The following is a 13656-nucleotide window of genomic DNA, read 5'->3' as shown; positions in this document are numbered from 1 at the left end:
TAGCGCAGCGGCGCGATAGCGCGGGGATTTAGGGGGAGCAGACACGAGTATTTCTAGCGTGAGCATTGGTTTGCGATCTACTGATACTCATCAAGCGTCCAAAAAAGCGAAGGTTTAGGACGAATTTTATAGCAAAGTTAGATAGAACTTACACCTAAAACTATTCAGAGCTGAATTAACCTATTTTCTTCAAAAGTCATGAATTGAAATCACAGAGTGGATTTTCTGGAGAACGAAGGCGATCGCTCAAAAAACACAGAGTTGGCTGACTTAAACCTCGAAACTGATAATCCATTTTCATGAAATCTTTATGTTTACTGTGTTCTACTCACTGGCTAGAGGCGATCGATCTCGTTAGGATGACCAAAGAGATTGAAATGAATGCAAGCTCCAGAATACCAGCATGAAGTTAAACCGTCGGCGACTCCTGAAGGCAAGTTTGGCAGTCGGAGCTTTGGCTGCCACTCAATCGAGTTGGGCAAAAGGAGATGTTGCTGAGCGCCATCCACATTCTCGATCGCATGAGGTAGGCTTTCCTAACCCCAAAACTTCTAACCTGCTGATGCAATGCTGTCTGTTGGCAGCCTCACAAGTCGTTTCTCTACCCCCCAAATTTATTCTTACGGATCATCAAAATTCTGTTCAGCCCTCCGGAATAAATCCTGAACTCTTCGATCGCCACACCCAAATTGCCTCGTTTCAAGCGCAGGTTCCTCATTTTTATGAACCTCAATTTCACGGCGTGGCCCTCAAGCTTTCAGACCAGGCCGCCATCTATGGAAAGCTGCAAAACTTTGGACTAGCGTTGCGGTCGCCCCACCACAACATCATTGCCCTACAGATCAGCCCATCTGATGCCGAATGGCTGCAATACGCTTCTGCTCGCCCAACTGATTTTGATCCCCATCAGCCAGAACAAGGACAGGTTCACAGCCGCGTCAAGCAGCTATACGCTGCGTTGAAACCTCAAATCCAGGCAGTCACCCAACACATTGATCCGGTTCTACCCTGCTACGTAACGGGCTACAGCTTGGGAGGCGCGATCGCCCACTTAGCCGCCGCCGAAATTGCCCTAAACCTTCCCCAGTTGCGAGAAAAGATCCAGGTTTATAGCTTTGGCGCTCCCCGATTGGGCGATCGCGCCTTTGCCACGTTCTATGATGCACTGCTGCCCCGCACCTACCGCATGGTCAATCTCGCCGATCGCATTCCCCTGCTGCCCCCCTCTAGGCTCGCCTATCAGCATATAGGACAGCAACAAACTTACGTAGCGCAGGAAGATACGCTTGAGCTAAATCACGCGATCGAAACCTACAGAGATGCAGCTAGATTCAGCTAGCCGTGAAATCTATTCAACGCCCCGCTGCTCTATATTCTTTCGAGCTTTCTCAGCACGAACATCGGCTTCCGCCATCACATCTGACATTTTTTCCAGCATCTCGCCGGGATAGCTCTCCAGAACTTTAGTTGAAAGCGAAACACGGCGTTTGGCTTCGTCTAAGTCAATGATCAGTGCCTTAATTGGCTGACCCATATCAAAGACTGCATTCAGAGAAGCTACATAGTTCTTGCTGACCTGGTTAATGTGCAGCAGACCCGTTGTGCCCTCAAAGTCTACAAAGACTCCAAACGGCTTGAGGCTGACAACTTTGCCCTCAATCAGTTGACCGATCGCCAGCTGGCTCAAGCTAGCCGCCTGAGAAGCCATCCGATGCGATAGCACCAATCTCCGGCGAGTCGGATCAACCTCAATCAAGCTCACCGTCAGCGCTTTGCCGATCAGCGACTCCAGATCATTGCGCTCAACCAGATGCGATCGCGGAATAAACCCCCGAATGCCCTGAACATCTGCCGTCACGCCGCCCTTGTTTAAGCCGCTGACCCTTGCCTGAATCGTTTGGTTGCTTTCCTGCATATCTGCCAAACGTTCCCAGGCTTGACGAATTTCTAGTTGACGAAGAGATAGCGTCACCTGACCATCTGCATCCTGCTCACGGATGATCATGAATTCTCGCTCTTCATCGGTAGGCAAGAATTCTTCTAAATTCGTAACGCGCTTTAGCGAAGCCTCCTCAAGCGGCAAAAAAGCCGCAGCCTTGCCGCCAACGTCGATGTAGGCACCATCAGAGTCGTAGCTTGCCACTTTCCCCCGGACTACCTGACCTTTTTGAAATTGGTAGTCATGTTGCTCAAGGGCTTTGGCAAAATCGTCGGTGGAAAAGGACAAGGTAGCCTCCTGGAACTGGATCAAATAATCGCTAGAACATATCCGCTAGAACATATCTAGAATATGTATCTTCTAGGGTTAAGTCTTCCCAATATAATCAATTCCTCTAGCATCTGGCATGGACGCGAGAGAAAATTGTCAATGATTGTCAACGGGAAATTTATGGAAAGAGCCATTCTAACTCATGCCGCTAACTCATGCCGTTTGAGATTGCCCTACAGCAGCAATTCTTGTTTTGCCACAAAGCCCGAAGAAAGCTCGCCACAGGCGAGCTTTCTTCGGGCTTTGTGGGGGGAAGTTCGCGCCCTGCGGGCGCGAACTTCCTAGTATGAAATCTATAACTGCTGGCTCTACAGCCAAGAGCGAGTCGCTAAATCAATTTGAGTTCGCTCTACCTCCGTCATAGACCAGCCCAACGCGCCTGCATTTTGCCGAACCTGACTTGCCGTTTTTGCGCCCGGAATTGGAATCACATTGCCTTGAGCAATTAACCAATTGAGCGCAACCTGAGCAGGAGTGCGATCGTACGTTGCCCCCACAGCTTTCAACACTTCAATCACAGGAGCCAGCTTTTGCAGACCGCTCTGGCTAAACTTGGGATCAAGCCGACGTGCGCCTGTCGGCTGTGTGTAGTTCTCCGGCGTATATTTGCCCGTCAGCAACCCTTGTGCCAGAGGACTGTAAGCCAAAATCACCACACCCAGCTCACGAGCCGCCGTCATCACGCCATTCTGCTCAATTTGACGAGCTAGCAGGGAATACTGCATCTGATTCACCGCTAAAGGGACTCCCCGTTCGGCAAGGAATTGATGCGCCTGACGCATTTGCTCGGCAGAGTAATTGCTTACCCCAATCGCCTTAATTCTGCCCTGCTGCACCTCATCAGCAAGAGCATTCATCAGCGCCTTCTGTCCCATGAAAAAATCGAACGGCCAATGAACCTGGTACAGCGCCACTGACGGCACTTGCAGCCGCTTCAAGCTTGCCGTCAAAGCATCCGCAACAGCAGTGGTACTGAACCGCCAAGGCAACGGAAAATATTTCGTGGCAATTTGTACAGGCGCGGCAATTTGCACAGGTGCAGCCTGCTGCTGCATGAACCGACCCAAAAGCCGCTCAGACTCGCCTAGCCCATAAATTTCGGCAGTATCAAAAAAGCTGACTCCAGCCTCTAGAGAGGCATTGAAAGCCTCTTGCAGATCAGCAGCCGCATAATCTTTGCCATAGCTCCAAAAGAGACTGTCACCCCAAGCCCAAGTGCCAATGCCCAAAGGAGCGATCGCATCATTAGCGCCAATTCTAATGGTATTTGCCATGATCATTTACACTACTTAATATCTTCAGTTTACCGTTCTTAAAGCAGCGCCAAGCAGCTTTGAACAGGGATAACAGAGTTTCACAATCCAAAATCTAAAATCTAAAATCTAAAATCCAAGAAGGTATGGGTCTTATAGCAGTCGGTATAGTGGGAACAGGCTACGCAGCCAAAGCAAGAGCCGATGCCCTGCAAGCTGATGGACGATCGCGCCTCATTGCCGTTGCAGGGCGTAATCTCGAAAAAGCTCAGGCTCTAAGTCAACCCCATGAGGCTGAAGCGCTAGCGTCCTGGCAAGATCTAATCGCGCGATCGGATATAGATTTAGTTGTCATTGCCAACGTCAATCGGGATCATGGGACGATCGTCCGCGCAGCACTGCAAGCTGGAAAACATGTGGTAGTGGAATATCCGCTGGCGCTAGATATCGCTGAGGCTGAATCCATGATTCAGCTTGCTGCCGCCCAAAACCTGCTTCTGCATGTCGAACATATTGAGCTGCTCAGCGGCATTCATCTGGCAATTCGGGAGGCATTGGGGGCGATCGGCTCTCCCTTCTATGTGCGCTATGCCAGCCTCGCCACTCAGCGACCCGCCCCAAAAAAATGGACTTATTACCCCGATCTGTTTGGCTTTCCGCTGGTGGGTGCAGTCTCTCGAATTCATCGCCTGACTCATCTCTTTGGGCAAGTCAGTCAGGTGAGTTGTCAAGCCCGTTTTTGGTATCGGTTTCCAGATAGCGAATCTCTAGACAGCGAATCTCTAGACAGCGAATCTCCAGACGGCGAACCTCTAGCTATCAGCACTCCAAATTTCTACACCTCCTGCCTTTGCTCAGCACAGTTGCAGTTTAAGAGCGGACTGATCGCGGACCTGACCTATGGCAAAGGTGAAGCCATCTGGCAGAATGAGCGATCGCTCCATATTCAAGGCGAGACAGGCGCAGTCTTGGTAGAAGGGCAGAAGGGGAAGCTAGTGCTTGCCGATCAAACCCATGAACTCGAAATGGGTAGCCGCCAGGGACTTTTTGCCCAAGACACAGGCAGGATACTGGATTATCTGACGGAGGGTACGCCCCTCTATGTCACTTTAGAATCAAGCCTTCATGCTCTGAAAGTTGCTGATGCAGCGCGGCGATCGGCTGAATTGGGTCATACAGTCACCGTAGAGTTGCCGCAATCAGTCTAAAGGGGTACCACAAATAGCTTCAGCGGAGTATGGACAAATATTGAGTTTAATTTTAGTCTTGGAACTTAAGCGGGCACAGTTTTAGGTGCGATCGCACAGATCACAGCAAGGGAGTTAGCCTAAAATGACGACTCGTTCCGTTCGCGCTTTGCTAATGACTCCGTCAGGAGCGCTGCAAATTCCTGATCTTCAAACAGATCAGCTAGATCAGACGCAAGTTCTAGACCAGACGCAAGCTCTAGATCAGACGCAAGCTCAAACAAGTGACGTTCGCCACACTCCCGCTCCACCCACTCAAAGACCCGTCCGATTTTCTCTGATCATCCCTACCTATAACGAGGGAAAAAATATTGCCCTGATTATCGATCGCCTCTCTCAATTGCTCGATCCAGTACTGGCAGATGACTATGAGCTGATTGTGGTGGATGACGACAGCCCCGATTGCACCTGGGAAAAAGCGCAGGCATTGATGAAAGACTACCCTGCTCTTCAGGTGATGCGCCGTCAGCAGGAGCGTGGTCTATCTACCGCCGTCATTCGGGGATGGCAGGCAGCTCAGGGCGAAGTTTTGGGCGTGATAGATGGCGACTTACAGCACCCGCCGGAAGTGCTGCTGAATTTGTTGGGAGCGATCGAAAAGGGAGCCGACCTTGCCGTTGCCAGCCGCAACAGCGACGGGGGCGGAGTCAGCGATTGGAGTCCGACGCGGCGATTCTTGTCGCGAGGGGCGCAGATGCTGGGACTGATTGTACTGCCGAACGTAGTAGGTCGCGTTTCTGATCCCATGAGCGGCTATTTTTTGGTGCGACGAGAGGCGATCGCCGGATGCACGCTCCATCCGCTAGGCTACAAAATTCTGCTGGAGGTTTTGGGTCGCGGCAACATTGAGCAAGTTGCCGAAGTTGGGTATGTGTTTCAGGAGCGTCAAGAGGGCGAAAGTAAAGTCACCTGGAAGCAATATGTAGAGTATCTGCTGCACTTGGTCAGGCTGAGATTCAGCGCGACGAAATCTGCGGCTCACCCAGAGCAACTGCCCTTCCGGCGATTTATCCGCTTTGGTCTAGTGGGCTTGAGCGGCGTATTTGTGGACATGGTTATGCTGTACCTGCTCAGCGATCCCTCTACTCTGGCGTGGGGATTGACCCGGAGCAAAATCATGGCTTCTGAAGTGGCGATCCTTAACAACTTTTTATGGAACGATCGCTGGACTTTTGGGGATATTTCTCGCCGTCAGCGCGGCAACCGCAAACGTCTCCGGCGATTCTTGAAATTTAACTTGATCTGTCTTGCCGGATTGATTCTCAACGTACTGCTGCTCAATTTCTTATTCAACACCTTTCATATCAATCGCTATGCCGCAAACTTAATTGCGATCGCAATTGTTACTGTCTGGAATTTTTGGCTCAACCTGAAGCTGAGCTGGCGTGTCACCGACACGCAGGAATAGGCGCTGAAGCAATAGGCGCTAAAGTAACAGACGTTTATCTTCTGTCAACAGCTTCTCAAACTCGTCGGCAGAAATAGCGGGACTAAACAGGAATCCCTGCAAAGCATTGCAGCCTTGTCGGCGTAGGAAGGCAAGTTGTTCTGGAGTTTCAACCCCTTCTGCAACTACGCGAAGATTAAGGCTTTGCGCCAAAGCCGTAATTGCGGAGGCGATCGCCGCACCATACTGATCTGTCGTAATATCTTTGACAAAAGCCTGATCTATCTTGAGCGTATCCATCGGCAGGCGCGTCAAGTAGTTAAGCGATGAATAGCCTGTGCCGAAGTCATCAATACTGATGTGAACGCCCAACTCTTTGATCTGCTGTAGAGTAGACAAGCTGGCTTCCACATCTGCCATGACGGTCGTTTCGGAAATTTCGATCGCCAACAACTCTGCATCTAGCTCAGTATCCTTCAAAATTTGGGCGATCGATCGCACCAGTCCGGGCTGCTTAAATTGGTATGCCGAAAGATTCACCGACATCCTGAGAGGCAGCAAATGTTTCGTTTGCCAGGTTTTGGCCTGTAGACAGGCAATTTGAATCATCCACTCGCCGATCGGCACAATTAGTCCCGTTTCTTCAGCTACCGCGATGAAATTAAAAGGCGAAATCGAGCCTAGCTCAGCGCTATTCCAGCGGAGAAAAGCCTCCGCGCCAATGATTCGCCCGGTGATCAAATTCACCTGAGGCTGGTAGTGAACCTGTAGCTCTGCCTTGTCTAACGCTCGTCGAAGTCCCGCTTCTAGCAAGCTGCGAGTGGCAGTAGTCTCAGCGATTTCATCGCTATAAAATTGACAGTGGGGGTTGCCTTGCTCTCTGCCCCAATTCATCGCGATCGCAGCATGATTGAGCAGCTTATCCCCACTCTCGTCATTTGGATAAATGCTGCCTCCCATGCTGATCTGCGTATGCAAAGAATGTTCCTGAATCAGATAGGGTGCGGACAGCGCCTTAAGAATTTCTTCAGCCGATCGCTCGATTGCTTCCGGGCTACGGTGGGTCAACAAAATGCAAAACTCATCGCCGCTGAGGCGGGCGATCGTGTCTTCGGCAGTTACGCAGGTTTTCAGCCGCTCGGCAACAGATTGCAAAAGAGCATCCCCCGCAGATTGACCAAATCGCACATTGAAGGCTCGAAACCGCTCTAAACTCACGCACAAAACCGCGATCGCCTGCTGATTTCGATTTGCCTGAATCAGCGCCTCCTGAAGCCGATGCTGAAACTGAATTCGATTGGGCAATCCGGTCAGGCTATCTCGAAACGCCATTTGTCCCAACTGCTCTGCCGCCCGCTTCATTTCTAAAACGTAGGGCGCAGTGATAGCCGCCTGTTTGCAAAGCCGAGCCGTGATCGCCTCACCCAAATCACTGCTGGTGAAAGGCTTGGTTAGGTAATCATCAGCTCCCAGGTTCATGCCCCGCCGAATATCAGCGCGATCGGCTCTAGCGGTGAGGAAGATAAACGGAATTCGAGCCGTTTCAGGATTGCGCCGCAGGGTTTGCAAGACATCGTAGCCATCCATTTCGGGCATCATGATGTCGCAGAGAATGATATCTGGAAGATGCTGCTGGGCAAGCTGCACTCCCGCCACGCCATTGTCTGCGGCAAGCCCCCGGAAGTTCATTAAATCCAGCATTTGCAGGATTTCTTCCTGCAAAGAAGCCGTATCTTCAATGATGAGAATAGTGGTCATTTCCCCTCTGATGGCTGAGCTAGTAATTGACCAGGCGGTTGATCCGATGAAGGTTCAGATAATAAATCTGGTGCAGCTCTGGGAATGGAAACTGTGAAAGTGCTGCCTACCCCAACCGTGCTGACGAATTGAATACTGCCACCATGCAAATTTGCTGCAAATTTAATAATGGCTAAACCTAAGCCTGTCCCTGCAATACTGCCCGCATTGCTACCGCGATGAAACGGCTCAAATAAATGCCCTTGGTCAGCTAGCGGAATGCCAATCCCTTGATCTTGAATTTGAAAGGTAATGGAGGCTAGGTCATACTGTAGTAGCAAACTTACCTTGCCACCATGCGGAGAATACTTAACTGCATTAGAGAGCAGATTGGTTAGAATGTGGCGTAAAAGCTTTTCATCCACTAACGCTGGAGAAATCTCAGTAATTTCACGGCTAGTGACTTCAAATGTGAAAAAATGGCGATCGCTCGTCAGCTCAACTTCGTCCAAAATATCCCGACAGAGCGTTGGCACATCTAGCAGCGTTGGATTGAACTCTACATACCCAGACTCAGCTTTGCCGATTAGTAAAACATCCTCCAAAAGCTGAGTCATGCTGTTGACCTCTTTCTGGATTTTATTCAGGCGCTCTATCTTCTTTTCTTCGCTAAGCTTGTGCCCAAAGGATTTCAGCAGATCGCTGGATGCCATGATGGTTGCCAACGGCGTACGAAACTCATGGGATGCCATTGAGATAAATCGAGACTTTAGCTCTCGCAACTCTCGCTCTTGCTCCAGCGCATTGCGAATTTCAGCTTCTGCCTGCTTGCGATCGGTAATATTGCGCTGGATGGCAACCCAATGGGTAAACCAACCCGTCTCATCGGCAACGGGTGCAATGCTCAACTCTGCCCAAAATTCTGAGCCATCTTTGTGATAGTTGATCAGCTCTATCACAATTGGCTGCCATGCCTCCAGCGCCGTTCGGATTTTGTCGAGGATCGCGCGATCGGTTTTTTTACCCTGTAAGATCCGAGGTGTTTTGCCGATCGCCTCTTCAGGGCTGTAGCCCGTAACCTGAGTGAAGGCTTCGTTAACGTAGATAATCCGAGGCCCCGGCAATTCCAGCGATGCAGCTTCGGTAATAATGATCGGATCTTTAGCCTGAATCATCGCCGATTGCAGCAACCGCAGCTGCTCTTCTTGCTGTTTGCGCAGAGTAATGTCAGTGCAGGTGAGAACAAGACTTAACGCTTGCGGTTCAAATGCAAGCTCATCAGATGAGAGGCAAACGACTTCTAAAATACGCCATGCCCCCTGCCCGTCTTGCACCTGAAATTCTGTCGTGATATTTGTTCTGGGCGATCGCGCCGCGTTCTGCAACAGCGCTTGACTCTGAGAGAGATCTTGGGGATGCACCCGATCGAAAAGATTAGAGCCTAGCCAGGTTTCAGGTGCATGACCTAGCCGCCGATGCAGAGAAGGACTGACGTAGCTAATCAAGCCTATCTCTGTGACCACCATGATAATATCCGAGCTATTTTGCACCAGCGATCGAAACTGCTGTTCGCTCCGGCGCAGCATTTCCAATCGAGAACGCCCTGCTTGAATACGGCGATCGTACAGCGAAACCACCAGAGCCGCAGCCAGAATAATAGATATTGCTAGACTCATTGCCAGCAGCACTCGCTCCATCTGGAGGAAAAGCTCCTGAGCGGTTGATTTCTGAGCAGCGGATAGGGTCAGAACCGTCGGGAGAAACGCGGTCAGAAGAAACACGGTATAGCGTGGAAGAGACGGCTTCTTCAGAGTACCCTCCAGACTAAGCTAGGTAGCAGGCTCTGCCCATGAAACCCTGCTCACGTTAAGACAACAAAGTTTTGATTGCGATCGAGTGACAGCGGGGTAAACGGGTCTGCTTTCGCTAGCTCATAAGCGAGCCGAGCAGTTCTTGCAAGACTTATTTATGATCAAGTTTGGCTTACAGTGGAAGGCTGACAGGTTATCCTGGGTTCGATTGTTTGAGCTGTTGCAATTATCATCATGCTGGAGTTCCGTGAACATGTCAGATTTATTTACTCATGGCTACGCTCTGCTGATTGGTGTAGGTACAACGGCGAACTCTCGTTGGTCACTGCCCGTGACGACCAAAGATGCCCAAGCGCTCAAAGCTGTTCTTACCGATCCCAATCTTTGTGCTTATCCCAACAATCTTGACCATGTCCAGTTATTGCAAGATCAAGGGGCAACTCGTAGCGCTATCTTAAACGGCTTAGATTGGTTAAAGCAGAAAGTTACTACAGATCAAGATGCCACCGTTGTACTTTATTACTCTGGGCACGGCATGGTTGATCTCGCCAGCCATGCCTATTACCTGCTCCAGCATGATTTTGATCGCCAGTCTATTCCCGAAACCGCTCTCGCTGCTGAAACCCTAACCCAAAAGTTGCGTGAGATAAATGCCAAACGTCTATGGGTGATTATTGATAGTTGCCATGCGGAGGGAATGGCAAGCGCCAAGGATGATTTGCCTGCTGACTTTATGCCCACTGCATTACCTAAAGGCGTGGTGGATGCACTGAAGCAGGGAGGAGGGCGCGCAGTTTTTACCTCGTCGCGAGGAGATCAAAGTTCATGGGTGCGTCCAGACGGCACGCTCAGCCTTTACACCTATCACCTGATCGAAGCATTGAAGGGCGCAGCAAATCAACCAGGCGATCGCCAAGTGACACTGTCCAATATCATGACCCATCTGGGCAAAACCGTAGCGGAGAGTGCTCGTACTCTCCGCCAAGCAGAACAAACTCCATTTTTTGATACGGCAACGGAGGATTTTCCGATCGCATTGTTGCGTGGCGGCAAGGGACTACCTAATCTAGGGCAAAGCCTAAAATCGCCCAAGGTAATGACGAATCAGGAAGTAGTGACCCCAGCGTTAGCGATGGCACGGCGATCGTTAGCTATCCTAGAAGAACAAGCTGCTGGCTATGGTCGGTTACAAATGCCTGCCCATCTACAGATTGATCTGGAAGAAAAGCGCCAACAGGTTGCAGAATTGGAATCGCGCTTGAGAAATGGGGAATCTGATGGATGATTGCGTTGGTCTGCAACAGACACTGGTCATTGCCCAAGCAGTACTTATGGACTTAGAAAAAAAGGCGGCAGGCTACACCAGCCTCACAACGCCCTCACACCTAACCATAGACTTAAATGCAAAGCGCCAAGAAGTTGAAAGCTTACAGGAAAGGCTGAAGAGAGCGCAATTGGCAAAGAAAGAGTCTAAGCAGGTGGCTCAGGCTGGGATAAATCAGCCGTCTCGAATGCGATCGCGAGTGCCAACCGATCATTACATCGAACGAGATCAAGCCAAAAGGCTCTTAGAACGCTTTGCGGTTGCGCTGAAGCCGACACAGGGACAACCCTTACTGTTCAATATTTATGGAATTGGCGGAGTTGGCAAAACAACGCTACTGGGGCGATTGCAGGAAGCCCATGCTGGCGAAGTTGATTTTCTGGATGTCTGTTTTGCTAAAACTGCTGATATTGAGATGCCGCTGAAGCTGATGCGGAGGTTGCATCAGCAAGCAATGGGGCTTGGGGGGTTGGAAGCCGCTGATGCATTTACTCAGCGGGAGCAGCAGTTTGGGGCGGCTCTGTTTGAGTTGAGCCATAAATCAGTAGACGGTGAAACAATCAGCAGCGAAGAATCCAGGAAAATTACAAGCTGGTTTGAACAATTGATCTGGTTAGGCTCAACGAGTTTGATCTCTACTCCAAGTAAGCCAAAATCCTTTGAGGTTGCAGGCGGGTTTTCGATTTCAGCGGCGGGGGAAGATGCAGAGGGCTTGAAAGACTGGATACAGCAGCGAGTGCGGAATCATCCTGCAACCAAAAATGAGCCTGAGCTACAAGCGCTGATGTTGGAGCCAGTTTCTAGGCTAACGCAAGCTTTTGCTGAGAGTCTGATGCAAATTGCCCAGAGCCGAGGACGATCGCTCGTGCTGGTATTGGATACCTATGAAAAAGCTCAGCCTTACCTGAATCAATGGCTGTGGCAGTATTTGGTAGAAGATACTCCTTTAGAGTCTGCGCCTGTGAAGCTTGTGGTTGTGGGGCGACGATCGCTGCAAACCGATGAGGGGTGGCGCAAGCTCAATCAGGATCGGAAGTTGCTTTATGAGACGCCGCTGACGAAGTTTAGTAAGCAAGATACAGAGGTCTATCTCCAAAAAATTGGCATTGAGAAGGGTCGAACACGCGCCAACATTTTCAAAGCAACACAGGGATTGCCCTATTATCTGGATTGGGTGCGGAAGCAACGAGAGCAAGGCGAAGACCCTGATTTTTCTAAAGGAAATCAGGCGATCGCTGAACTACTTTTGCAGGGACGAAGTTCTCAGGAGCGGAAGATTTTACAGGTGGTGGCTTGCTGCCGATGGTTTGATCTGGCTATCATTCGACATTTGCTGAACAGCGATGGATTAGGCCTGCAGAATGCTGGTGACGACGCAGAAAGCTATTTTGAATGGCTCAAGGGTTCAGATTTCGTTGAGTTTGCTAAAGGATATTACCGCTTGGATGATGTGGCGCGGGATGTCTTTCGGCAATCCTATTTTCAGGATGACCAAACTCAGTTTCGGAAAACTAATAGTCTACTAGCCGACTACTTTAAGGGACAGGCAGATGAAGTGGTTGATCCGCAGAGTCCTTTACCCGATCCGTATAAGGATGAGGAATGGCGAGGGCTGATAGCTGAGTTTCTCTACTACAGTCTTTTTGGCAAGGGAAGAGAAGGACTGCAACGATATGTTGAGCAGGTCTTTGCCGCAGTTTATCTCCGAGAGCCAGATATATTCATGACTCCCTTCGCTTTTGTCAGCGCAGAAATGAGTGAAGAGAACCAAAATCTGCTTCCCAAATCGACAGGTGCGTTTTTTAAGGATTCAGGAATAGCCCTTGGCTTAGGTTGGTTTTTTCTAGATAAGCTTCCAGGAAGCTATGAGCATAAGTTTGAAAGTGATGGAAATCTTTCAACGGAAGTGATTGAAAAGCATCTCAAAAAGCTCGAAGATTCCTTGCGAATTTTGTTAGAGCAGGTGGACAGCTTGCCGGATGGCTTAAGCAAGTCTGTAGGGTTGATGTATCAGTCTTTACGTTGCCATAGATCTAGAGATAGAAGTAATTTGCTCTTGCAAGCGAAAACCCAGACCGAACAACTCATGATTCACTGCCGTCCAAAATTGATTCATGGTCTTTTTTCAAATCTTGGCAGACTTTTGATTGGTGCAGAACGTTACCAAGATTCGCTGGATTGCTATGAGAAAGCATTTGAATTAGCTCAAGGTAATGCAGTATCTTTTTTTGGTCAAGGCTTTGCACTTAAAAATTTGGAGCGATATAAGGAAGCGATTGAAAGCTATCAAAAAGCGATCGAACTTGACCCAAAATTGGTTCAGGCTTGGTCAAGTAAAGGGGCTACACTTAACAATTTAGAGCGATATGAGGAAGCGATTGAAAGCTGCCAAAAAGCGATCGAACTTGACCCAAAATCGGTTCAGGCTTGGGGAAATAAAGGAGTCGCACTTGGCAATTTGGAACGATATGAGGAAGCGATTGAAAGCTATCAAAAAGCGATCGAACTTGACCCAAAATCGGTTAATGCTTGGGTAAATAAGGGAGTCGCACTTAAAAATTTGGAGCGATATAAGGAAGCGATTGAAAGCTATCAAAAAGCGATCGAACTTGACCCAAAATCGGTTAA

The 13656-nt window shown here is 49.6% G+C and carries 9 protein-coding genes; 5 read left to right on the top strand and 4 right to left on the bottom strand.

What is annotated here, in order from left to right; genetic code table 11:
- Nucleotides 1–403: 403 nt before the first annotated feature.
- Nucleotides 404–1339 (top strand): lipase family protein, encoded by a 936-nt coding sequence (locus tag AC5JMP_RS19005; protein WP_495853053.1) that lies wholly within the window; start codon nt 404–406, stop codon nt 1337–1339.
- A 9-nt stretch (nt 1340–1348) separates the two neighbouring features.
- Here the strand turns inward: AC5JMP_RS19005 and AC5JMP_RS19000 are convergent, their stop codons facing one another.
- Complete coding sequence (locus tag AC5JMP_RS19000) at nt 1349–2227, bottom strand: S1 RNA-binding domain-containing protein (RefSeq protein ID WP_495853052.1); 879 nt, start codon at nt 2225–2227, stop codon at nt 1349–1351.
- 350 nt (nt 2228–2577) lie between these two features.
- Nucleotides 2578–3543 carry an aldo/keto reductase gene (locus tag AC5JMP_RS18995; RefSeq protein WP_495853051.1) on the bottom strand — a complete coding sequence of 322 codons (966 nt, stop codon included), beginning with the start codon at nt 3541–3543 and terminating at the stop codon, nt 2578–2580.
- 125 nt (nt 3544–3668) lie between these two features.
- On the opposite strand from AC5JMP_RS18995, the gene AC5JMP_RS18990 reads away from it, so the two are divergent.
- A complete protein-coding gene (locus AC5JMP_RS18990; protein WP_495853050.1) occupies nt 3669–4730 on the top strand; it encodes a Gfo/Idh/MocA family protein in 1062 nt (353 codons plus the stop codon).
- Nucleotides 4731–4854: 124 nt separating this feature from the next.
- Nucleotides 4855–6177 (top strand): glycosyltransferase, encoded by a 1323-nt coding sequence (locus AC5JMP_RS18985; RefSeq protein WP_495853049.1) that lies wholly within the window; start codon nt 4855–4857, stop codon nt 6175–6177.
- A gap of 18 nt (nt 6178–6195) precedes the next feature.
- Here AC5JMP_RS18985 and AC5JMP_RS18980 read toward each other — a convergent pair whose 3' ends face one another.
- Together AC5JMP_RS18980 and AC5JMP_RS18975 are read right to left on the bottom strand one after the other, a co-directional pair.
- The gene (locus tag AC5JMP_RS18980; protein ID WP_495853048.1) at nt 6196–7914 is read right to left on the bottom strand and encodes a putative bifunctional diguanylate cyclase/phosphodiesterase; all 1719 of its coding nucleotides are present in this window, start codon (nt 7912–7914) and stop codon (nt 6196–6198) included.
- Nucleotides 7911–9674, bottom strand: a complete 1764-nt coding sequence (locus tag AC5JMP_RS18975; protein ID WP_495853047.1) for a sensor histidine kinase — start codon at nt 9672–9674, stop codon at nt 7911–7913. Before AC5JMP_RS18975 ends, AC5JMP_RS18980 begins: the two co-directional genes overlap by 4 nt.
- A gap of 283 nt (nt 9675–9957) precedes the next feature.
- Between AC5JMP_RS18975 and AC5JMP_RS18970 the strand changes: the two genes are divergently transcribed.
- A complete protein-coding gene (locus AC5JMP_RS18970; RefSeq protein ID WP_495853046.1) occupies nt 9958–10989 on the top strand; it encodes a caspase family protein in 1032 nt (343 codons plus the stop codon).
- Nucleotides 10982–13656 (top strand): tetratricopeptide repeat protein (locus AC5JMP_RS18965; RefSeq protein WP_495853045.1); only part of this gene is annotated, 2675 nt, incomplete at its 3' end. The genes AC5JMP_RS18970 and AC5JMP_RS18965, both read left to right, overlap by 8 nt.

The sequence above is a fragment of the Drouetiella sp. genome, assembly GCF_059504425.1.
This window is presented reverse-complemented; position numbering and strand designations above follow the sequence as displayed.

Coding starts and splice junctions, on each gene's coding strand:
- AC5JMP_RS19005 (WP_495853053.1), top strand. CDS start 404: ATGAAGTTAAACCGTCGGCGACTCCTGAAGGCAAGTTTGGCAGTCGGA.
- AC5JMP_RS18995 (WP_495853051.1), bottom strand. CDS start 3,543: ATGGCAAATACCATTAGAATTGGCGCTAATGATGCGATCGCTCCTTTG.
- AC5JMP_RS18990 (WP_495853050.1), top strand. CDS start 3,669: ATGGGTCTTATAGCAGTCGGTATAGTGGGAACAGGCTACGCAGCCAAA.
- AC5JMP_RS18985 (WP_495853049.1), top strand. CDS start 4,855: ATGACGACTCGTTCCGTTCGCGCTTTGCTAATGACTCCGTCAGGAGCG.
- AC5JMP_RS18980 (WP_495853048.1), bottom strand. CDS start 7,914: ATGACCACTATTCTCATCATTGAAGATACGGCTTCTTTGCAGGAAGAA.
- AC5JMP_RS18970 (WP_495853046.1), top strand. CDS start 9,958: ATGTCAGATTTATTTACTCATGGCTACGCTCTGCTGATTGGTGTAGGT.